Consider the following 20,373-nt stretch of genomic DNA (forward strand, 5'->3'; position numbering starts at 1 on the left):
ATTAAAAAAATTTAGGACAAAAGTGAATTCATGTATTCTTCATAACCATCCACTGATGTATTTTCAAGCTTCTCAGATATATGAGAGTATACGTCCGATGTGATGGTTATATTTTTATGTCCGAGTCTTTCTTGAACAAACTTCATACTTGCACCTGATTCTAGAAGAAGGACAGAATGAGTATGTCTTAAACCATAAATTGCCATTTTTTCTAATCCAGCTTTCTTCAGAATGCGATTGAGTGCATTGAATTTTGGGTATTCTAAATCAATAAGGCTGCCGTTCATACTTCCGCAATAAAAAAGGAAGGTAAACAGCAGCCATCTTTATTATTGTGGGAAACTTGTGTTCTAACAGCAGGAGATGCGAAACATGAGCCAAAGGAGGACAACACTGTGTGGAAAGTTTTAAGACAGTTACTTAAGAAACAGAAAAATCAAAGTTCACTCGATGAAGGTTATTTACAGATTATGGAAAAGGATATAAATCTAGAATTTAAATAAATGATATTTGAGCTGGAGAGCCTGGGGGAAGTAGTATCCGAAAAGCTGCAAAATAAGTATATAGATGTTTTTAAAGCTCAGGGTAAACCAAATCTTAGCATCAAAGTTTGTAGAGACATAGATGGACAGGGAAGTGTAGTGTTAGCTGCATCTCCTGCACTTAAAAAAGATTTTGGAATCAAAACAGGATCAAGACTTTTTGAGATATCTGAGGATCCAAGAATACACATTGTAAATCCGCAAATGAAGCTTTTCATCAGAGTTTCGGCTGAGATTACAAAGCTGTTTTACAGATTTGTTCCTGAAAAATGTGTCCATACGTATTCAATCGATGAATCTTTTTTAGATGCAGGAAAAGAAGATCCTGAAGAAATGGCCAAAGCAATACAAAGTAGCATGTGGAGAGAGTTTGGCCTGATGTGTACAGTTGGAATTGGTGAAATACATATGAATAATCAATCCAGAAATAAGGAAAATTAACTAAAAAATTGTGAGGAACATTCAATGAAACGATTTATTTTAGTTTTATCCTTATTGAGTATTATTGTTGCCTATCCCATTCAAACAAACGCCAGTCCAATGCCTTGCAGTGTAATACTGGAACCGGTAGATAAAAATTTTAAAAATGCTAAAGGTGTAGCATTAATCTATAAGGTGCAATTGAACCCACCGAGTGCTGCCAGAACCAATATAAGCATTCTTGCTGTCCATCTTCCTGCTCCTTCTTCTTTTGGAACTTACGACAGTTACGAAGGATTTGCTACTAAACCTGGTGAGATTAGTTGGCGGTTTAAACTTTATCCTACTCCTGAGGAAGAGAGCCCTAGTTGGGCGGGAAGATTTGACTTAATTACAGCCGAAATGAAGAATGTTAAAGTTCAAGTACGTCTTTCTAATTCTAGAACTCAACAGTTGGGGCCAAGTGTATTAACGAATAATATTCAATCTTGTGATTAGAAGTTATTTGAGGGCACAACAGTGAAAATAAATTTGGATTGGGTTGAAGTGGATGATTAAATCGATTATTTTGTCTGAAGAGAATACAAAAATAACTGTCGGAAAACCAATAAGCGAAGAATCGATAATGAGCATTGTCGCTGCGGTAATGTATTGGTTCTGGGACTCCACATTCCTTTGTTTAACTTAAATCACGTATTTTACAACGTTCACAACAAGTATAAAGGCCGCTGATCCGAACAACAAATACCCTGACCTTGTTTGTTTATTTGAAAGTATTCCACTCCCACTAAAACAAAGAGAAGTGCAACTAATACTTGGAGAGAAATCAAGAGGAATTCACTTTGACTATATAGAGAATACACACATAGTATCAAAGCTGCACATGAAATAAAAATTTTTGAAGCTTTAAGCAAAGAACCACTCCTAATGAAGTTTTTATTAAACCTTAACACGTTATATATTATTGGAGAGGCAAAGGGATCAAGATAACGAAGTATTTTAAACAAATTTAAAACAAAAAGAGCATTAAATTACATGCTCTTTTTTTCAATTTCCTCGCATCAGATCCGACCGTCTCATTTGCTCAAGCCGGGTTCCTGATTGAAGCTGTATGAAATAGTTTCAAATTATTTTTTGGATTGATGTATTTGTCGTTTTCGGTTTTATAAAAAACGCTGTATAGAAATCTTTCATTTTCTCTAAAGGCTTTGGAAATTGTTATTACTAAATACCACTCCCGAGAAATGTATATACATTCACACTTTCTGTCGTGAAAATTTAAATGTATTCATAAAGATGCCGCAGCATATCAGCAGTGCGCCGATGATGATGTTTATGGTGATCTGTTCGTGCAATTGCAGCCATCCAAAGAATAGAGCCAATACGGGAACGAACATTAGTGCCATGGATGCTTTTGACGCTTCGATTTGATTGAGTACCCAAAACCATACGACAAATGTAAAGCCGGTGGAAAGCAAACCATTAAACACCAATGACCATATCGCCTGATATGTCCACTCGGCTGAATGCACCGGTTCCAATATAAAGGAGAAAACCAATAACATGACGGCTCCCATCAGAAGATGCCAGGCATTCATATGAATGATATCGATATGCTTGAATTGAAGCTTGCTAAACACATTTGCGATTCCCCAGCTAAGCGCTGCCGCAAGGACGCATAGTTCTCCAAATAAAGCGCTTTGATTGACATGCAGCATTTCTTTTCCAAATATAAATAAAAGTCCGAAGAAGCCGCTTATCAGCCCGATCGTTTTATACACATTCATTTTTTCGTTTAATGTAAAATGGCTGATCACCGTAACAAATATAGGCATCGTATACACCAAAACAGAGGTTTTTCCTGAATCAACAAATTGCATTCCATACGTTAAGATCCCCATATAACCCAGACCCATTAGCAGGCTCATGATGATATAGCTTTTGACATGTGCTTTTCCTATTGAAAGTTTCTTTCTTTGAATGAAGAGAATGAGAAATAAAGGAACCGCCCCGATGAACAGGCGCAAAGCCGAAAACAAAAGCGGGGGGAGGTCATGAATTCCAACTTTCATCGCTACCCAAGTATAGCCCCAAATAAGTGTGACAGATATGATTCCCAGCATGACTTTTACCATTATAAAGCCGCCTTTCTTGTTTATATATTCGTGCTGGTTTCTATCATATGTTACATTTATATATAACTGAAATACATTTTTATTATTGGGGGTATAACCAAATGGTTATGAACATGAACCACCTTCACATATTTGTAAAAGTCGGGGAGAAATTGAATATTACCGAAGCGGCAAAAGAATTGTTCATCTCTCAGCCAGCGGTTAGCAAAGCGATTAAAAATCTGGAAAGCTCGCTGCAGCTGAAATTATTGATCAGAGATAAACATCATGGTTTAATGCTGACTGATGTCGGAAAGGAAATTTTGCTGCTGGCGAGGCAAATGAAGGGGATTGAAAGCAAAATATATCAAGTAGCCAACCGGGAAAACAAGCTGTTAAGCGGGAAGGTGAAAATCGGTTCATTTCCTGCTGTTTCAACAAATATCATGCCGCAGGCGATTGCGGCATTCAGATCAAACTACCCGCTGATCCGCATAGAATTGGTCGAAGGGACCTCTGATCAAATCAAAGGATGGGTCGAGGATCGAACGGTTGATATTGGGGTCGCAGCATCTCCATTTGAACCGTTTGACCATCAACTATTGTGCAAAGACTATATGGTGGCTGTCATCCCACCGCAATATGACGAATTAAAACAGGAAAAGCATGTTGACCTCAAAACATATCAAGATGACCTTATTTTTTGCAAAGGCGGTCATGAAATTGCGATGTCAAACACGTTTCAGCGGCACCACATTGAATTAAAGGAAAACTTAACTGTGCAAAATGCCGAAACCTTGATCAATATGGTCAAAAACAACTTGGGCATAGGCATTATTTCAAACTTTACACTGTCATCTGTCCCGCATCAATTGATCAAAAAAGACATCTTTCCGCGGATCACCCGTGATATTGGCGTTATGGCGCATTCTTTTGATGAAATAACGCCGGCGGCGCAAGAGTTTATCAAGGTGTTGAAAGCAGATGTGATTTAAATCCGTACACAAAAAAACATAAGGCGGTCAATCATAAGAAAAAAGCAACAATTCGAACGTTGCTTTTCCCATCACCTTATTGAAACTTTGTGCCCATGGATAAATATGATTATGATTGGAAAAGCCTTTTTTAAAATCAAAAAGCTGTTAAGCTGGGTTAATTATAATCCAGCTTTAAAATTGACATAAGAAGGATGAGTCTATGCCAAACATTATTTTCAAAGAACAAGATAAAGTATGGTCTGCAGATCAAAAAATGTGGTATAAACGTATGCTTGATGTAGCAGATGAGATTATTAATATTGAAGAATTAGATAAATATAAAGTTAGTGGAGATGAACCAGGAGAGTTTTCACCAGCTAAGATGCAAAAACGAAATGAATACATGATTGATCACAGTGAAGCAATAGTAGCTGTTTATGATGGAACTAAAAGTGGCACAAGGACTGCTTAAATTATGCCCAAAGAGGTCATTTAGGGCATCAACTATGGAGGCTTCATCCCGATTATAGCTTTGAATTGGATATATCTTATACATCTTAATAACCCAGCGGGAGGTAATAAAGCATTGAATCCTTTTAACTACAGATCTGAACAGAGAGGATATGAGCAAGAATACTATGGGGGTTATTGTAATCAAGTGAGAAACCTTGGTTTAGTACCTATCCCATTTCACAGGTTTCAGGACTTTTTAAGAGAAAGCTACTATTCAACAAGAACAAAGAAGGAAAGAATGAGATTTCTAATTAAGATCACAGAATCACAATAAAAGGATTATTTTATCTAGAGAGGACTGGACAAAATAATCAATAATAATACTCTATCGTAAGTTCATATTTGAATAACATTGAATTTAAAAAGGGAGCTAGAAGCCCCCAATTGCGATCTTATATTCGTACACCTTCATAGTGCCCAATCCAATATCCATCTGAAACTTTCGTAATACCTTTTAAATACCAGCGATATCCGCCGTCTTCAAATGAGTTGGCAAAAATACCTGTACTGCTAGGTAAATCCCAAGTGATAGCTTGAGCTTTAAAATCATCACTTGCAACATTAGCTATTCCCTGATCCGGGCTTGGGCTTGTACTTGCAGCGAATGCTGGAGATGCTGAAACAAGTAAACCTACAGATAATGCAATACCTGTTAATGCTTTTTTGTAACTCATGTAAATCCCCCATTCTTATAATTTTTTCTTGCAATTACATTATATGGTTTTGGCCGATAGGGAAATAGCGAAATTACTCCCATATATATGGAAATTGTGTGTCGGTTAATGTCGTGATAGATGAGAAGGCAAATGGAGAGATGGATTATAGGATGGAATCATAAAAAATATAGAATAAAAATAAAATAAGTGGAGGTTATATTAGTGATAAAGAGGAATCTTCTTAGAAACCACGTTGATGAGATTATCGGAGAATATTACGCTGCTAAAGGACATTCAGTTCAGAGTATTGATCGCCAAGAAAATGGTCAACTAATTGTTGTTACGCAGCGAGCAGCTAAAGAACAGAAACAAGAAAAAGTCGATATTGCATTTGATTTTGTACATAGAAGACAGCATAAAAAGAAATGCCTTTCTTAAAACAAGAAAAAAGGAGCTAAAAAGCCCCTACCTTTAAATTTAAACAACTTTTGTATAAATAGCCGTATAAAACTGAATTGAGTAATCGAAATAATATCTTGTAAGAGTATAAGTATATCCGTTGTATTCAATAGAAGGCTTGAAGTTTGGTATTGGGCTAAGCTGATATATGGTGTCATAATCATATTCATCACTTTTTACTACCACTTCAGACGAAGAACTTGTTGCCAAGGCAGGAACAGCGGATATTAGCATGCCGAATGTTAAAGCAGAACTCAATAAAATTTTTCGAGGGTTCAATTATATCAACTCCATTAACATTTTATACATTAATTATGAGGTAAATGGAAGTTGCTTCGGAAGTGAATAATGGATCATAAATAGTTAAAATCGTGATTTTAATTAGATTAGGGGGAAACGAATGAATCAAGATATTCAGTTTTTAAAAGAGCTTCAGAATGAGTTGAAAACACAAGACAACGATTGTCAAGCTTCACCGCGGTATTGGACAGTCGGTGATTATGAATGGGCTGAAGCTCGGGAGGAAAACGCAGAACGCTATTCTGTATACCTGCCATATATTGCAGAATCATATGTTTTAGATGATTATCTAGAAGAAATAAAAGATGATAGTGAGCTGTCTAAGGAAGCCCTTATAGAGTTGCAAGAAATTGAGGATGACTATGATGATGTCATTGAGTGGATTCAAAAATACATTGATGAAGGAGCAGAACTAATTCCAGAAAGAAAGGTTCACATTATACAACCAGATACAATGTTTTTGACAAAAGCAGAAGCAAAGAGCCACTCAAATTGAATAAGCATCATTATACTTCAGAAGCTCATACGTACGCGATGACATCTTGGAGAGCGCCAAAAGTTGAAAGGTTGCTTAAAATTCTCGAACCGTTTGATTGGAGTTCAATAACGATATCTAAAAAAAAGATAGTTTTTAACCAGATAACTCAAGGGTACGCTACCCGCAAAAGATTTAGATTTTACAGGTAGCGAGTAAATTACAGATAGCGTCTTTATAGCCTGAAACGCCGTTTATCTTGAAAGTGATCGGGGTACTTCTTTTTTGGATTAAATGCAAGAAAAATTACAACAGCAATAAAACTATCCCAGCTCTTTTCAAACAACCAATTAAAGAATAAATCAAGTAAATAATTCATAACTATCTCCTCCATTAATTAAAATAAATTTGACATTCAACTTAGTAAGCAACAAAGGTATTTACAATTAACCTATTGGAAATTAAGGTGAAAATTTAAACGGGAAATTAAAAAAAGGGGGAAATTTAAATGACGAAAAGCAATCAAAATGTTCACGTACTGGCTGACGAAACACTTGGCGGCATCAAGCGCGAATATGTAGAGGTCAAAAGAAAGGCAAAAATTGGTGAGAAGGTAATTATCGTAGACGCTGATGTTCAAGACGAGGAACCGTATGATAACGGAGATATTTTCAAAGTAAAAAAAAAGTACGGGCTTTCTGAAACGGCTAGGAATAGGTGGTAATCCAATTGTCGGGAAATATATTTCTGCATTACACTTTATAATGTCTTCCTTTTCTTCTTTAGTTTGATCGCTATTTAGAAACTCTTCGCAATACTTTACTGTAAATAGCAAACCTTCTTTACTAATTTCCCTCAATAAATTCGTCTAATGCGTGTTCAGGGGATCGGATATCTTGATGAAATGTTGCACCTAAAAAATTTTCTAATTCGTCTAAGAAATCATAACTTTCATCCATGATACTTCCTCTCTTTCTATTTGGTTGGATATCCTGTAAGAATAAAGTTACCGTTGTTATCTTTTTTGAGTATAATTTTTGCGTTTGTAACGTTTTCTACTAGTTCTGAATTTCTTGATACACTTCTACCGATTATTTCTCCATCGCCCTTGTATCTTAACATTAATTTAGGTTTTTTAGGATCATCAATCCAATTTTCGATTTTCTTTATATTTTTTGGATCGTTTAAAACTGAATTAGCAATTCTCTCAGCGGTAGCCCTGTCTTTGAAAGTAGATGAAGCTGTAATATGTGGGTTAGGATCAGTTCTCAGTCTTTCTATTAATTCTTCGTCGGTCCTTCCAACGTGTCTTTCAATAAAATAAAAGAAAAAGCAAAACTTGAATCATTATTGAAGTGGCAAAAGACCCTCTCATAGAGAGGGTCTTTTAACTAATTAAGGTGCTGTTCCGCAATCAACTTTGTATTCGTCCTCTGTTACTTTCTTTGAATAACAGAGATAAGGAGTTTGACCAGTTTCACTTTTCCAAGCATTAAATAACATCAAAGAATAAAGACTCCCTGATGATTTGTCACTTTCCCTTTTTTGAAGGATTGTGAAATAGCTTTGGTATGGGTATCCCATTTTATAGATTTCATGTCTTATGGCTCCTTTTTCTGAAGAAGTATTGAAAAAAACTGGTGAAAGGGGAGGCATTAAAATTAATATGATTAATACTGTTGCTAAAATAGATAGCAATATTTTGGTCCTTTTTCATTTTTTTCTACTATCCTTTTTTGTATTTGATTTTACGTTTTATTATTCATGTATTTTATGCCATATTTCCGTTGGTGTAAATGTAAAAGTCTCCTATATTCTGAAAACATGGATGGTGTTAAGAAAAAAGTTCTGTTGACTTCTTTATTTTGTTGCCTGTTGCCTTTACTGTTTTTGTCGAATCATGTATTTGCCGCGTCTTCTGAAAATGAAGAAAAAGATAGAACGTATGTATCAAATGACATTGGTATGAAAGAGCTTAATACAATGTTAGAACAACAAAAAAGAGATTTTGAGAACAGTGAGCCTTTTGCTCATAAAGATGTTTCAAAATTAACTGATTCTGATGAAGGTATTTTGTTGTATTATGCTTTCACCACAGTTGACAAACAAAAGCTGCATGAATTTACATATAAAATTAGTGATGTCACTACTTATGAAGAAAACAATAAAACATTTGTAGAGGCCTATATTGTTAGAAACTTTGTTTTTGGTGAAGAAAAAGTAGATACAGGGTTAGGAGACAATATTAAATTAGAGATTTCTAATAATAATGTTTCCAAGAAACAAAGTCTTTCATCAGAAAGCAAAGTGGCACCTAAGACAAAAAAATCTTCTACGCTTCATTATGAGAATGAAGGTGACGATTCGTCAAATATAAAATTGGATGAGTTTTTAAAGAATTACAAGCAAGAAGTTGAAGAAAATAAGGAACTGTCAACGCAACAAAAATCTGAAAAAAAGATCAACGGGGCGGAAGTCTCTGCATCTGCTGTAAAAGGATATAATCGTTGGAAAGCCATGGAATACGCTGACAAATATGCTTTTTCTCCAAATAAAAATTATAAATATTATAAAAATGGAGACTGTACTAACTTTGTATGTCAGGCTTTAAGAGCGGGTTCAATGCCTTATTTCAAAGAGTGGAAGCCTTATACAAATGCATGGATTAATGCAGGTTATTTTAGAAACTATATTTTAGAACCTGGCGGCATAAAAATGAAAACTGTAAAAGACGTTTATACGAATGTTGCGCTTGGTGATGTATATCATTATGATACTAGGAATAAAATAGGTCTTTCTCGTTCGATGGTTGGATGGAGCACACTGCTATTGTTACTAGCCGAGCTAATAATAAGATTCTTGTGAGTTACCATACTACCAATAGACACAATGTCCCTAGAGAGTATTACACTTCCAAAGAGGGTGGAAAACGTTACGCAAGTAGCATCCGTATGTAATTAAGATTTTTGATTTGATGAAAATTATATAATTTTAGGACGTGGTGGCGCTGTTGGACTTTTCATTTCCAAAATCGCCACCACTTTTTTTGTTTAGTGGCTGCGTGATATATCAAAATATCAAAAATAATCAATTATAAAAATGGAAAAGGGGAAGCCCGAGAAAATGCATATTTTTCATAAAGAAAAAGCCACCATTTACCTTCCATGTCCAAGCTCTTTTTAACAAGTGTTTGGTATAATTATCACAGGTAAAATAAACCGCTTTTAAGGACTTTCTGCCTAATTGAAAGAAATTATATAGTACATGTATGTTGTTAATTCTTTTGCTAATGAGCTGCTGAATTAAATTCTTATGTTTTTGTTTCCACGAATATTTCTTCTCCCTTATGCATCCCTGGAAGATGCAGTACAAATAATGATCTTGTCTGTGATATATCAGCCACTATAGGCCTGAGAGTTCCCTCACATACTCTCTGACTTTTTTTATAAAAACTGTTTTCGCAAGGAGTTATTGATTCATCCTATAAATGACATATAATAGAATCTAGGTGTTCTTGAGCAAAAGAGGCAGAATAGTTGAAAAAAGCCGAAGTGAAAACGATATAATACAAGTTGTACTACAAATCAATTTCGTTTGGAGGCAGTTTGATGTGATAATTAAAATGACTCAATTTAATATGAAGGATTTTAATAAACCAAACGAAAGTTTCATTGTATCAGGGAGAATTATCCCAACATTTAAAAACAATGTTTGGAAATATACAGAAGAGATATTTTCTGAACCTTATTTCAAGAAATATGAAGATGATGAAATTGATATCAGTTATATTCAAGAAGAGGAGAAAGCTGTATTTTTTTATTACGTTGAAAACAACTGCGTTGGTCGGATTAAGCTTCGTTCTAATTGGAATGGATATGCACTAATTGAAGACATTGCTGTTGCAAAAGATTATAGAAAAAATGGTGTTGGGACAGCATTATTAAATAAAGCTATTGAGTGGGCAAAGGAGAATAGACTTAGTGGTCTTATGCTTGAAACACAAGATATTAATGTTTCAGCTTGTCATTTTTATGCGAAAAATAACTTTGTAATAGGTGCAGTCGATACTATGCTTTATTCAAACTTTCCAACAGCAAATGAAAATGCAATTTTTTGGTACTATAAATTTTAGTTTTAATAGATGCATTTCAATTATTTGAGAGAATTTGATGTATCGCCTTGTTGAAATGATGGACCATCAAACGGCGGTCTTTTTATTCCCTTCAAGAATTCCACTGTGGTTTTATTTTTTGGGCGCTAGAATAAGCATATGGTCTTTTATTTGCCTTTTCATAAATATAGTCCACAGCATGTTCTTTTTTCAGTCTATGTTTGATCAGATCATGTTAAAATTTCACTGAATTCAAGTCAAAAGGGGAATGTGTTTATGCTGGGAATCAAAGTTGAAAAATCAAAAGAAAACTTAATAATCAATTGGCAACTATTCAAAATGGAAATTCCAATCAAAGAAATTAACAATGTATTTCTTGGCCAAAAAAATTGGGTTTCCTTATGGATCTACGGATAGGGTAGTGATTAAAACAGCAAATAGCACTTTTATTTTGTTCACCCCTAATGCTGCTTCAATAATGAATAAAATCGCATTCTTTGAATCTTAATCAGTATGTAAAAGTAAGTTGGTGAGACTATATGTAATTTCTGAATAAAATTCTTCTTTTATTTAGAAAAACCATAACAAAAAAGATAGAAGGTGGAACCTCCTATCTTTTTATCCTTCCTATTCTTACGAACTCGCCAATTAAAGAGCCAACAATGAAAATAGCCAGTGGAATCACAGTAAACTTGTTCCCCAGTACCCCCATGTAAACGAAATAGCACGCACATAAAACAAGGAACAAAAGGATATATCTTTTTATTATCCTATTAATAACTGTTGTTTTTTCTTGTTGCATATTTTCACCTCGTTTTTATGGCCAACAATTTGCCGGAATTGGTCTGCTTCCAAAGAATTTAGCGCTGTCTGCTGTTCTTAAGACTTTCTTTCTTGACGAGTCTTCATAGAATTTTGTCCTATTGGCATAAGGATATGCATTACATTTAAAGGCATAACAATACTGGAATACCGTATAATATGCAGTTGTTTGTGTACCTGCTAAAAATGATACAATACTTAGTATGACATTGTAAGGTGCTTTTGAGACTGCGGCGATTGCTGCGGTAGCAACACCAACTGAAACTCCCTTCAAATTGTATTTATAATTGTATTTACCCATGTATTTTCCACCTGGTGGAATTTTCATAGTTGATGCATTTGAAGGTGATGAAATTCCATCTTCTTGCTTGATCAGATTATCGATAAATTTGAATTAGGAGATTACAAATGCAAAAAATTGAAACCCACCGATTAATTTTAAGAAATTTTTGCGAGGCAGATTCTCAAGGCTTGTTGGAATATTCGGCTAATCCAAGAGTGAACTGCTTTCTTGATGACAGAATTTCTACGTTAGAAGAAGCTGTCTTAAGAGTGCAAAATAGAAGCAAAGATGACTCTTATATTGCAGTCTGCTTAAAAGATAGTGATGATATAATAGGAGAACTATTTTATTTTAAAGAAGAGCCAGATACCTATTCTATTTGTTGGAATTTCAATACTCAATTCGAAGGGATGGGATACGCAAGTGAAAGTGCGAAGGCTTTCTTAAAGTATCTCTTTATGCAAAAAGGAGCAAGAAGGCTTTATGCATATGTTGAAGATGATAACTATAGGTCTCAAAAATTATGTGAAAGATTAGGTATGCGTAAAGAAGGTTATTTTCTTGAATTTATTTCATTTACTAAATACGAGGATGGAACACCTAAATATGAAAACACTTTTCAATATGCATTGCTAAAAAAAGAATGGTTAAAACAACAGCCCAGTTAATAGAATTTAGGGGGAATAGTCTCTCTCTTTTCACCCTAAAGTTTATGAAGAAATATACTTAAATAAAACGGGGAGCTATAAGGAGACTTATACGAATTAAACACAATGTTAAAGTATTGTTGCTTTTCCGAGTAAGCATCCTCAATCTAAATAAAATAATGGTTTTATCCATAAAACAAAAGTTTGCAAATTAGGGAGAGAACATGCTTAATGCAGGTTCTTTTTTTATTCAATTATTAAATCATTTGAATAATTGTCGATATTTAACATGTATAAAGATGGAAAGGTTGCTCTAAGATTATAAAAAGCTCTGAAAGGATTGTGGTTATCGGTGGTAAATGTAAACTCAAGTGATCTTATTTATGATCCAAAATTCTTAGCATTTTGCAGTTTGGCTACTGAAGGGTATGGAGGGAATAATCCAACACCTTCATCCATTAGTTTTAGTGAATTCTGTGAAAAACTTGAGAAAAATGAGGTAGTTGAACCCGAGAATAAAAAAAGCTCACTTGACATAAATAAGTCTTTAGATTATTGGAAATCTAGATTAAATGGTGGAGGTAGTCTTTCTGCAATGGATTTGAAGGTATTAGATATTATTAAAAAAGCTTACAACTTAGGTATGGTTAACAAAGATAACATGTTACTACGTAACGAAGCAATTAGTGCTTACAAGAACTCAATTTGAATATGAAAATAGCGCCCTTTTAATTATTGAATTTATTTTCTTGTATATGCTCCTCATGTTCTCTGATGCTGCTATGTCTTGTTTGAATAACAATTGCTATGACCGCAGATTAAGTTGGTGCATAAAGAGGAAGGGTATGAACCCTTTCCTTTTTATATTAGTATTATTGATAATAGCTAAAACAGTTTTTATGGCCAGTATCGTTGCGTGTTGCCATCTTCCCCCTCAAACACCCCTCATCAAACAGTTGTATTTGTATATGGAACTTTCCAAATAATCTGTTGATGAAAGTGTTATTTCCTCTTCTTGAAAAATCCTTCTTTCTTTTCTGTTTTTAATTTAATAATTACTATACTATTTTTACGCTTGACTTTTTTACTGTAGCCTTTTAAAGTATGGAATGTTGTTTAGACTATGTTTAACGACTTTGATACTGAAATTAAAGGTGGCTACTTAGATGAAACAAAATGGAAATCCTTGGGCGCTATTGCCGCTAGTCTTATTTGTAGGCCTTTTTGTCGGCTCTGGTGTATTGACTGGAGATTTCTATAAATTGCCGATATTGATTGCGGCAATTATAGCATCAGCTTTCGCGCTTTCATTTAACCAGAAGCAATCTCTCAATCAGAAAATAGAATGGTTTGCTTCCGGGGCGGGACATCCTGATATTATTATGATGGTTATCATTTTTATATTAGCGGGTGCTTTTGCTTCTGCAGCTGAGACGATGGGAGCGGTACACTCAACCGTCAACCTTGCTTTGAGCATTATTCCGAAGCAGTTTATACTGCCAGGGCTTTTTATCATTGCTTGTTTTATTTCTGTTTCGATGGGAACATCGATGGGGACAATTGCCGCAGTTGCTCCAATTAGCGCCGGTTTGAGCGGAGAACTCGGCTTGTCTACTGCAATCGCTATTGCAGCTGTTGTCGGCGGAGCTATGTTTGGAGATAATCTTTCTTTTATTTCGGACACCACCATCGCTGCAGTACGGTCACAAAAAACACAAATGATGGATAAATTTAAAACGAATTTTTTGATCGTTTTGCCTGCTGCTATCATAACTATCATTTTATTATTTTTTATACCGACAGGACACGTAGGACATACCGGAGCTGAATCTTACAGCTGGTTTAAAGTACTTCCTTATGTTGCCGTGTTAGTCTTTGCGTTAATTGGTTTTAATGTGGTGGCTGTCATTTTTGGAGGATTGATCTTAACAGGAATTATAGGGTTTGCAAGCGGCAGCTTGACGCTTGAGTCTTATTTTAAAGCAATTACGGATGGAATTGCCGGAATGTCTGATCTTATCATCCTTTCAATGTTAATTGGCGGAATGGTCGGCGTCATGAAACAAAACGGAGGGATTGACTTTTTGGTGGAATTCATTTCCAAAAGAATCCATTCGAAAAAAGGTGCTGAAGCCGGTATTGCCGGATTGGTCAGTGTTACTAACCTAGCTACTGCCAATAATACGATTGCTATTATTGCAGCCGGACCGATAGCCAAAAATATCTCTGATGAATTTAAAATCGACAATAGAAAGTCGGCAAGTATCTTAGATATCTTTTCCTGCGTGATACAAGGCTTAATTCCTTATGGCGCCCAGATGTTATCGGCCGGGAAGTTTGGGAATATTTCACCTGTCAGCATCTTGCATTACTCTTTCTATCCTGTTTTAATCGGGATCTGCGGCATCATAGCAATTATATTCGGACTGCCAAAATTCACAAGAAATGAGAAATAAATATAAAAAAGGTACCAAACGGTACCTTTTTCTTTTTTAACCAAAATTCGTAAAAACATATAGAAATGATGAAAAAGGAAGATAGAGAGTGTAATGAAAACAAGCTTTCACAAGGGTTTTAAAGCTCTTGTTATTTTTTATGTCTTCTAATTTTTAGAGGTTTATTTATTTGGAGACGTGTAGATTGTTTTAAGTAAGGATCATTCGAGGATATGGAATAGCATTACCAACATTTACATCGAACTTTTGTTCTTGTTTTATGTTAAATAAGGAACTTTTATTCTATTGATATTAAAACAATAAAGGAGCGAGACAAATTGCTTCATTCGTTGTCTAAAATGTGGGGATAGGAGGGAGGATAGAAAGAAACCTGATCCGAATGGAGATATCGACTGTAGACCAGTTAGCCAAGTTTCCCTTAGAGCTGCTTGAAAAAAGTTTGGAATAAAGGGTAACAAGTTGTGCTACCATGATCACGGAAATTGATTTATCAGAAATTGGTGCTCCTTTGATGCAGAGGCAAATTAGTTTTGGTAAGAGTCAGATTTTTCTGAGGGAGTATACAAAGAGGGAAGAGATTAAAGCTGTTCTCTTGGAGATTTGCAAGAAGGGCACGTACACATAACAAAGTTGGTCGAACAATAAGCTTGGGGATTGGTTACAGTAAGGATGAGCTTGGGGGGGATTTCATCGATCCAAAACAATTGATCTTCCTACAAATATCACGATGGACTACAGATGCTGCTTGATGCTCTTTCATAAGTTTTACTCAGGTAAGATAGTGAGAAGTATCTCGGTTACGTTATCAAATATTGAAGATGAAGTTAATCAACAGTTGAGTTTATTTGAAGTGGATAATGAAAAGAGAAGAAAGCTTGGATTCGTTATGGATGGGATTAGAAGCAAATATGGCTCGAAAGCGATTCTGAGAGCAGTTTCTTATACACCTGCAGGAACTGCGCTTCACAGAGCTAGGCTTACTGGTGGGCATAAGTCATCACAAAAAGTGACTAAAAATATAATCGTTTTTTGTTATCATTTAGTTAAGAAACTAACTCATATAAATTTAAACTTCTATTTGCTCTTCAGTTTCACTATAGGGAACGCCAACAATTTTCTCATTACAATCATAAGAGCCTGGCTATATTGAGGCTGCAGGCTCTTATCACATATGGTATTATTTTTTTGTATAACGCACCCAGTCGTAATGAGCGTATAGAGGTGTTACACCATTGTAGGAACCGAGCCATTCATCTACACCCGTACCATTCCACAAGTTCATCATGATCTTTCCTGGTGTTGTCGGAATTTGGCTTGTCGCAGTATGTTTTAATTGCCCATCGACATACCATTTAATAGAGTTTGGCTGCCAATCGAACGCATACGTATGATTGGCATTTGCTGCATCAAATCCGAGATCCACAATCTTCTCATGGTTTCCTACACCATTTGTATAATAGTTAAATTGAACCTTTGTTGTGTCTTTTCCTAAAAATTCGATATCAATCTCATCCCAAGGAGTTCCATCCGTGGGACCTGTGTAGGTGAAGAACGATGAGACGATCCCTGCGTTTTTAGCTGGTTTCATTCTGACTTCATAAAGTCCATAGCCATATGTTTGAACAGAGCGGTTTTCCCCGCAGTCAAACTTGTTATAAGATGGACTTGTTAGCGCCAAACGCATTTCACCTAATGACGTCACTGATACGTTATTTGCACGCCAAGTGCAGTTGAACATATTTCCATTCGAATAACCATTTGCTTTTTGCCATAATCCGGAGTTATAGCTGTTAAAAGGGTCAAAAAACGATCCGCCGGTTTGAGCCGAGGCAGTAGAAGTGACTGTAGACAAACTCATAAACAATCCAGTGATAAAAAGCAACAACACTCGTTTCATACGATTAGACATGTTGGTATCCCCTTTCTTTGAAAGCGTTTTCTATATCGATCATACATGATTCTTTTAAAAGGGAACATCAGTCAAAATAATGATAATAACAATCTTCTTACTAGAATCATGTAAGTAAGAAGTATCTCAGTTATTCTGTCTAATATTGAAGATAACTCTAATCAGCAAATAAGCCTATTTGAAAGAAGAAAGCTCGGGTTTGTAATGGATGGGAAAGAAACAAATTTGAATCGAAAGCGATCCTGAGAGCAGTTTCTTATACACCTGCAGGAACTGCGCTTCAGAAAGCAGGTCTAACTGGTGGACATAAATCGTAAAAATAACCCCTTCAAAATTTGAAGGGGGAATGATGCATATTTAAGAAGTATGACCTCTACTAGCAACTTCAAATGAATGTCCATCAGTGAAATAACCAATACTTGCTGTATGCCCTCTACGTGCTTCATGGACATCTTTTTGAGTGTTAGTTAAATAAATGCTGACAAATCCAATTAAAACAATGGCTAAAATAAAGACAGATGCATGCTTAAGTTTCATAAAGACAATCCCCTCTCTGAATTTGTTTACGGGCATAAAGCACTTTCTCATAAAAAACATTAGCTACTTTATGGTCTTCTTTTTCATTATAATACTTCGCTGCATCTGAGGCTAAATCCTCCACGTCTGAAAGCATTGATTTCGATTCTAAATAATTTAGAATCGAATTTAATTTTTCTTTGTCGTCATCAACATGTAAGGCATTAATGAATTCAAACATTTTAGCCATAATTTCATCATTTAAATTCTTGGACAAAGACAGACCATGTGCACACCAAGAAATTGCTTCTGATTGATTCCTCATTTTAAATGTGGTTTTTGATAACATTAACAAGATATCTAATAAACGATTTGAATGCTCGTACCCGTTGTTTTGGTATACTAGTATACCTTCTTTAAAGTACTCAGCTGCCTTTTCATAAACTTCCTCAGCAAATGAACATAAGCCAAGGTTATATAGGGACGAACCTATTAAACGTGGCATGTCGATTTCTCTCGCTTTGTCTAGAGCTTCTTTAAAATGAGGAATCGCTTTTTCAGGATATTCCATATCTAAATAGTTAAGTCCAATAACAAACGAACATTGAATAACCCTTACAGTATAAGTTTCATGTGCTTTATAACTTTCTATTGCTTGAACAATATGATGCATCGACATATGTGTCTGCTTCATATGATAATAAATCTCTGCAACTTTGTAGTGGAATTCTGCTCGCTCTATCTCATCTGCGACAAGTGATAGCTTTTTCTCGGCTTGCTTATAGAAGCTTATGGCATTAAGATATTCGTACTGTTCAAATTCATACATACCCCGGAAAAAGTTAAAATAATATTCAAGAATTCCCTTCAAATCAGTTTGGTTACTTTCGATCTTTTCTAATAAGTCTGAAATTTTAGGGCGTTCTTCGTTCATTGTTTTGGGTTCAAGGTAATCCAGCATCAATTGGTGACGAAAACACATGAGAGAATAGTACAACAATAAATCTTGGTCTTCCTTCATATGCCTTATTTCTTCCTCGACCTCAGCTTTCAATATTTCCGAATCTGGGACACTAAACAATCTTATGTATTTATACCACTCATTTATTTTCACTCCGACTTTAGAAGAAGAGATCATTTGCTCCAAGACAAGCCCTCCTATATTAAATATGTAATATTTTATCATATTTAAATGAATAAGGAAGATTAATGTTATCTTAAAAACGAAAAAATACCCTCCTCAATTAAGAGAACGTAGGGGTTTATTGTGCAGATTCGTAATCCATTGCTTGTTCACTGTCAGAAATGACTTGAGTTGTGGGTCAACCACAATTCCCATTGCAGTTAAAAAAGTTAGAAGTGCATTAATTTCTCTGTCAAATTGTCAACAAATACAATCAAGTCATATATCGTACACGAATAACATGCTTATCGTAAAAATTAAAAAAGAGTTTAAAAAGGCGATAAACATAAGGATATTTGCTAATTGGATTGGTGAATAGGGATTAAACGAACGTAAAACGTAAGAGGGAGTAGGGAAGTGGCTGCTTTAAGTAAATATTGAAGAAAAAGAGGGAATTTTAAGAGAGAAAAACATTGGCACTATGCGGTTTTACGATAGCGATTACGATATAAAATAGGGTGATTTTGAGGCGGAATTAGGAAAATGAAAATATTTGGGTAGGGTGTGGAAATGGCAGTGCTATAGACACGTTTGTTCTTGTTTTTGAGTATTTAGATGTAAATATGCCCCCATATATTTGGTAGTTAAATCCCGATATAATAGCTCTTTTACATGCAATTTAGTTACATATAATGAATATGAAATAATGTTTTATGAGTGCATATATAAATGCGAAAATTCAAGAATGTTTTTTAAAAAAACAAAATGATTTCTGGCTTGAGTAGAGACAGATATCTATGTATTTGATCGTTTTCGTAACAGGAAAGATTAAAACAAACACTTATTTTATACTTTTATAAGAAATAGTTGTTCTGATGAAGCACTGCATATATTCAATCTTGTCTTTAATAATGAAGATGGAGAGTCCATCGTTTTTCATATATGTAGGCTTGAATTTTAGAGACGAACTTATACAGCAATCACATCAATGGTATGATCAAGTACTTATATTGCAGCTAAGGGTGAATCAGTCGAGACCATAACAGAAAAGAAGGAATTAGGGAAAGTTTATATTGCATTTGATTTCATACATAAGATACCAATAGAAAGAGGCAATTAGCATAAAAAAGGCAAAGAGTTAAAACTCTTTACCATGAGGTGTTTTCCTTAACCGATTCGCAATAAGCTTCATTAAGTTTACTGCAATAGATACCAAAACAATGATCAAAGCGATCTCAAGTAAGATGATAAGTCCAATATTTAAGTTTAGCCTCTCAAAGTAATCACCGATAAAGGAAAGGAGTTGATAAATACCTAGCATTAGAGCTATAAAGATTGCTCCTAAGACAATTAGAGATTTTTTAGAGAAATCCTTGGCATGTTCAAAATGATAAATGATTAAGAATACAAATAGACAAGCCATAGCAATCTCATGAGTCAACGAATCACTTGCTGAAAACCCTTGCACAATTAAGGAAGCAATTAATCCAATTATTCCGATTATTTTATTCAAGACATCACCTGCTTTGTATGATCCTAGGTGTCAGCTTACCAATTAAAGGGGAATTTCTCAAGACGATGTACTTTAAAGTTAACTTAAAATCATGATTCCAAGGAGCGAAGATAATGAACGCTTATGTAGTCGATGACAGCAAGTATAAATGTATTTATGTAGGAACTGAATAAGCAGCTGCTTTAAATAATGAATTTGAAAGTGAAACAAGAGTAAGGGTTTGATTCGGAGGCAATCACATAAAAACATTTGAGAAAGAACTGTTAGATACTATACGACAAGCTGAACAAGTCTAAATAAAAGATAGTTTTTTAACTAAACATATAAGGATGGATCGTTATCGGAAAAACACACGTATCGATAACGATCATAGAAGGATGATTTAGTTTATATGGCGGCGTCTCTCTTCGAAGTGATCATGATACTCATTCTGTTTTGATTTGGACTTGAATACAAACCATATTACAGCAGCTAGTGTATAATCCATGACTTTATCAAAAGTCCAATTCGCAAAAAAATCCAGTAGAAATCTCATTA

22 protein-coding genes and 10 pseudogenes are annotated in these 20,373 nt (G+C 34.9%); 16 read left to right on the top strand and 16 right to left on the bottom strand.

The genetic code is table 11. The features are described 5' to 3' along the window. Positions 1-11: 11 nt before the first annotated feature. Positions 12-251: pseudogene (locus NYE43_RS09425) on the bottom strand (tyrosine-type recombinase/integrase); the annotation flags it as partial. A gap of 372 nt (positions 252-623) precedes the next feature. Here NYE43_RS09425 and NYE43_RS09435 point away from each other — a divergent pair. Further along, a pseudogene (locus NYE43_RS09435) lies at positions 624-944 on the top strand (Y-family DNA polymerase); the annotation flags it as partial. A 63-nt stretch (positions 945-1,007) separates the two neighbouring features. Beyond that, on the top strand, positions 1,008-1,460 hold the full coding sequence (locus NYE43_RS09440) for a hypothetical protein (RefSeq protein WP_024121513.1): 453 nt from the start codon (positions 1,008-1,010) through the stop codon (positions 1,458-1,460). Positions 1,461-1,646: 186 nt separating this feature from the next. Here the strand turns inward: NYE43_RS09440 and NYE43_RS09445 are convergent. Both NYE43_RS09445 and NYE43_RS09450 read right to left on the bottom strand, forming a co-directional pair. Beyond that, positions 1,647-1,876: pseudogene (locus tag NYE43_RS09445) on the bottom strand (hypothetical protein). A 342-nt stretch (positions 1,877-2,218) separates the two neighbouring features. After that, positions 2,219-3,097: a DMT family transporter gene (locus tag NYE43_RS09450; protein WP_024121515.1), complete on the bottom strand. Its 879-nt coding sequence runs from the start codon at positions 3,095-3,097 to the stop codon at positions 2,219-2,221. A 101-nt stretch (positions 3,098-3,198) separates the two neighbouring features. Here NYE43_RS09450 and NYE43_RS09455 point away from each other — a divergent pair, with 101 nt between their 5' ends. Next, positions 3,199-4,071: a LysR family transcriptional regulator gene (locus NYE43_RS09455; RefSeq protein ID WP_326323839.1), complete on the top strand. Its 873-nt coding sequence runs from the start codon at positions 3,199-3,201 to the stop codon at positions 4,069-4,071. Between the two features lie 205 nt (positions 4,072-4,276). Beyond that, positions 4,277-4,614: pseudogene (locus NYE43_RS09460) on the top strand (SLOG family protein); the annotation flags it as partial. 344 nt (positions 4,615-4,958) lie between these two features. Here NYE43_RS09460 and NYE43_RS09465 read toward each other — a convergent pair. Next, entirely contained in the window at positions 4,959-5,240 is a 282-nt protein-coding gene (locus tag NYE43_RS09465; protein ID WP_024121518.1) for an LCI fold-containing protein, read from the bottom strand. A 198-nt stretch (positions 5,241-5,438) separates the two neighbouring features. Here NYE43_RS09465 and NYE43_RS09470 point away from each other — a divergent pair, with 198 nt between their 5' ends. Continuing rightward, the gene (locus NYE43_RS09470) at positions 5,439-5,660 is read left to right on the top strand and encodes a hypothetical protein (protein WP_081638308.1); all 222 of its coding nucleotides are present in this window, start codon (positions 5,439-5,441) and stop codon (positions 5,658-5,660) included. 39 nt (positions 5,661-5,699) lie between these two features. Here NYE43_RS09470 and NYE43_RS09475 read toward each other — a convergent pair whose 3' ends face one another. Continuing rightward, complete coding sequence (locus tag NYE43_RS09475) at positions 5,700-5,960, bottom strand: hypothetical protein (protein WP_101861265.1); 261 nt, start codon at positions 5,958-5,960, stop codon at positions 5,700-5,702. Between the two features lie 121 nt (positions 5,961-6,081). Between NYE43_RS09475 and NYE43_RS09480 the strand changes: the two are divergent. Further along, positions 6,082-6,668 (top strand): annotated as a pseudogene (locus NYE43_RS09480) (hypothetical protein). Between the two features lie 23 nt (positions 6,669-6,691). Here the strand turns inward: NYE43_RS09480 and NYE43_RS09485 are convergent. Continuing rightward, positions 6,692-6,835 (bottom strand): hypothetical protein, encoded by a 144-nt coding sequence (locus NYE43_RS09485; protein ID WP_326323840.1) that lies wholly within the window; start codon positions 6,833-6,835, stop codon positions 6,692-6,694. A 129-nt stretch (positions 6,836-6,964) separates the two neighbouring features. Here NYE43_RS09485 and NYE43_RS09490 point away from each other — a divergent pair, with 129 nt between their 5' ends. Further along, complete coding sequence (locus NYE43_RS09490) at positions 6,965-7,180, top strand: hypothetical protein (protein ID WP_326323867.1); 216 nt, start codon at positions 6,965-6,967, stop codon at positions 7,178-7,180. Here the strand turns inward: NYE43_RS09490 and NYE43_RS09495 are convergent. The 3 genes and pseudogenes from NYE43_RS09495 to NYE43_RS09505 all read right to left on the bottom strand — a co-directional run. Further along, a pseudogene (locus NYE43_RS09495) lies at positions 7,169-7,415 on the bottom strand (contact-dependent growth inhibition system immunity protein); the annotation flags it as partial. The gene NYE43_RS09490 and the pseudogene NYE43_RS09495 sit on opposite strands and share 12 nt — an antisense overlap. A 16-nt stretch (positions 7,416-7,431) precedes the next feature. Then, positions 7,432-7,773, bottom strand: a complete 342-nt coding sequence (locus tag NYE43_RS09500) for an RNase A-like domain-containing protein (RefSeq protein ID WP_223203931.1) — start codon at positions 7,771-7,773, stop codon at positions 7,432-7,434. A 78-nt stretch (positions 7,774-7,851) separates the two neighbouring features. Further along, positions 7,852-8,112, bottom strand: coding sequence for a hypothetical protein (locus tag NYE43_RS09505; protein WP_232351020.1), 261 nt, complete (start codon positions 8,110-8,112; stop codon positions 7,852-7,854). Positions 8,113-8,439: 327 nt separating this feature from the next. Here NYE43_RS09505 and NYE43_RS09510 point away from each other — a divergent pair, with 327 nt between their 5' ends. Beyond that, the gene (locus NYE43_RS09510) at positions 8,440-9,321 is read left to right on the top strand and encodes an amidase domain-containing protein (protein ID WP_326323841.1); all 882 of its coding nucleotides are present in this window, start codon (positions 8,440-8,442) and stop codon (positions 9,319-9,321) included. A gap of 154 nt (positions 9,322-9,475) precedes the next feature. Here the strand turns inward: NYE43_RS09510 and NYE43_RS21720 are convergent, their stop codons facing one another. After that, positions 9,476-9,547: a DUF3967 domain-containing protein gene (locus tag NYE43_RS21720; protein WP_350199499.1), complete on the bottom strand. Its 72-nt coding sequence runs from the start codon at positions 9,545-9,547 to the stop codon at positions 9,476-9,478. 519 nt (positions 9,548-10,066) lie between these two features. On the opposite strand from NYE43_RS21720, the gene satA reads away from it, so the two are divergent. Beyond that, a complete protein-coding gene (satA, locus tag NYE43_RS09515) occupies positions 10,067-10,588 on the top strand; it encodes a streptothricin N-acetyltransferase SatA (protein WP_103671483.1) in 522 nt (173 codons plus the stop codon). Between the two features lie 255 nt (positions 10,589-10,843). After that, positions 10,844-11,075: pseudogene (locus tag NYE43_RS09520) on the top strand (SunI/YnzG family protein). A gap of 309 nt (positions 11,076-11,384) precedes the next feature. Here NYE43_RS09520 and NYE43_RS09525 read toward each other — a convergent pair. Continuing rightward, the gene (locus NYE43_RS09525; protein WP_223255270.1) at positions 11,385-11,690 is read right to left on the bottom strand and encodes a hypothetical protein; all 306 of its coding nucleotides are present in this window, start codon (positions 11,688-11,690) and stop codon (positions 11,385-11,387) included. Between the two features lie 107 nt (positions 11,691-11,797). Between NYE43_RS09525 and NYE43_RS09530 the strand changes: the two genes are divergently transcribed. From NYE43_RS09530 to NYE43_RS09545, 4 genes and pseudogenes are all read left to right on the top strand, one after another. Beyond that, positions 11,798-12,340, top strand: a complete 543-nt coding sequence (locus NYE43_RS09530) for a GNAT family N-acetyltransferase (protein WP_024121535.1) — start codon at positions 11,798-11,800, stop codon at positions 12,338-12,340. Between the two features lie 331 nt (positions 12,341-12,671). Next, positions 12,672-13,028 (top strand): hypothetical protein, encoded by a 357-nt coding sequence (locus NYE43_RS09535; RefSeq protein ID WP_024121536.1) that lies wholly within the window; start codon positions 12,672-12,674, stop codon positions 13,026-13,028. Positions 13,029-13,485: 457 nt separating this feature from the next. After that, the gene (locus NYE43_RS09540; protein WP_326323843.1) at positions 13,486-14,775 is read left to right on the top strand and encodes a Na+/H+ antiporter NhaC family protein; all 1,290 of its coding nucleotides are present in this window, start codon (positions 13,486-13,488) and stop codon (positions 14,773-14,775) included. A 329-nt stretch (positions 14,776-15,104) separates the two neighbouring features. Beyond that, positions 15,105-15,772: pseudogene (locus NYE43_RS09545) on the top strand (DinB/UmuC family translesion DNA polymerase); the annotation flags it as partial. Between the two features lie 180 nt (positions 15,773-15,952). On the opposite strand, the gene bglS reads toward NYE43_RS09545, so the two are convergent. Continuing rightward, positions 15,953-16,684, bottom strand: a complete 732-nt coding sequence (bglS, locus tag NYE43_RS09550; RefSeq protein WP_326323844.1) for a beta-glucanase — start codon at positions 16,682-16,684, stop codon at positions 15,953-15,955. Positions 16,685-16,798: 114 nt separating this feature from the next. Here bglS and NYE43_RS09555 point away from each other — a divergent pair. Next, positions 16,799-17,001 (top strand): annotated as a pseudogene (locus NYE43_RS09555) (UV damage repair protein UvrX); the annotation flags it as partial. 40 nt (positions 17,002-17,041) lie between these two features. On the opposite strand, the gene NYE43_RS09560 reads toward NYE43_RS09555, so the two are convergent. The 3 genes from NYE43_RS09560 to NYE43_RS09570 all read right to left on the bottom strand — a co-directional run bounded on the left by NYE43_RS09560 (position 17,042) and on the right by NYE43_RS09570 (position 19,836). After that, complete coding sequence (locus NYE43_RS09560; protein WP_263463514.1) at positions 17,042-17,221, bottom strand: aspartate phosphatase; 180 nt, start codon at positions 17,219-17,221, stop codon at positions 17,042-17,044. Continuing rightward, entirely contained in the window at positions 17,211-18,347 is a 1,137-nt protein-coding gene (locus tag NYE43_RS09565) for a response regulator aspartate phosphatase (RefSeq protein ID WP_095713902.1), read from the bottom strand. Before NYE43_RS09565 ends, NYE43_RS09560 begins: the two co-directional genes overlap by 11 nt. A 1,114-nt stretch (positions 18,348-19,461) precedes the next feature. Continuing rightward, positions 19,462-19,836: a YoqO family protein gene (locus NYE43_RS09570; RefSeq protein WP_095713903.1), complete on the bottom strand. Its 375-nt coding sequence runs from the start codon at positions 19,834-19,836 to the stop codon at positions 19,462-19,464. 113 nt (positions 19,837-19,949) lie between these two features. Here NYE43_RS09570 and NYE43_RS21725 point away from each other — a divergent pair. After that, positions 19,950-20,057: pseudogene (locus NYE43_RS21725) on the top strand (hypothetical protein); the annotation flags it as partial. 161 nt (positions 20,058-20,218) lie between these two features. On the opposite strand, the gene NYE43_RS09575 reads toward NYE43_RS21725, so the two are convergent. Continuing rightward, positions 20,219-20,371 (bottom strand): hypothetical protein, encoded by a 153-nt coding sequence (locus NYE43_RS09575; protein ID WP_326323845.1) that lies wholly within the window; start codon positions 20,369-20,371, stop codon positions 20,219-20,221. Positions 20,372-20,373: the final 2 nt, after the last annotated feature.

The organism is Bacillus sp. FSL R5-0434 (assembly GCF_038004745.1).
GTDB lineage: Bacteria > Bacillota > Bacilli > Bacillales > Bacillaceae > Bacillus > Bacillus halotolerans.

Coding starts and splice junctions, on each gene's coding strand:
- NYE43_RS09465 (WP_024121518.1), bottom strand. CDS start 5,240: ATGAGTTACAAAAAAGCATTAACAGGTATTGCATTATCTGTAGGTTTA.
- NYE43_RS09505 (WP_232351020.1), bottom strand. CDS start 8,112: ATGCCTCCCCTTTCACCAGTTTTTTTCAATACTTCTTCAGAAAAAGGA.
- NYE43_RS09455 (WP_326323839.1), top strand. CDS start 3,199: ATGGTTATGAACATGAACCACCTTCACATATTTGTAAAAGTCGGGGAG.
- NYE43_RS09525 (WP_223255270.1), bottom strand. CDS start 11,690: ATGGGTAAATACAATTATAAATACAATTTGAAGGGAGTTTCAGTTGGT.
- NYE43_RS09450 (WP_024121515.1), bottom strand. CDS start 3,097: ATGGTAAAAGTCATGCTGGGAATCATATCTGTCACACTTATTTGGGGC.
- NYE43_RS09560 (WP_263463514.1), bottom strand. CDS start 17,221: ATGAAACTTAAGCATGCATCTGTCTTTATTTTAGCCATTGTTTTAATT.
- NYE43_RS09510 (WP_326323841.1), top strand. CDS start 8,440: ATGTTAGAACAACAAAAAAGAGATTTTGAGAACAGTGAGCCTTTTGCT.
- bglS (WP_326323844.1), bottom strand. CDS start 16,684: ATGTCTAATCGTATGAAACGAGTGTTGTTGCTTTTTATCACTGGATTG.
- NYE43_RS09440 (WP_024121513.1), top strand. CDS start 1,008: ATGAAACGATTTATTTTAGTTTTATCCTTATTGAGTATTATTGTTGCC.
- NYE43_RS09540 (WP_326323843.1), top strand. CDS start 13,486: ATGAAACAAAATGGAAATCCTTGGGCGCTATTGCCGCTAGTCTTATTT.
- NYE43_RS09575 (WP_326323845.1), bottom strand. CDS start 20,371: ATGAGATTTCTACTGGATTTTTTTGCGAATTGGACTTTTGATAAAGTC.
- NYE43_RS09530 (WP_024121535.1), top strand. CDS start 11,798: ATGCAAAAAATTGAAACCCACCGATTAATTTTAAGAAATTTTTGCGAG.
- NYE43_RS09485 (WP_326323840.1), bottom strand. CDS start 6,835: ATGAATTATTTACTTGATTTATTCTTTAATTGGTTGTTTGAAAAGAGC.
- NYE43_RS09490 (WP_326323867.1), top strand. CDS start 6,965: ATGACGAAAAGCAATCAAAATGTTCACGTACTGGCTGACGAAACACTT.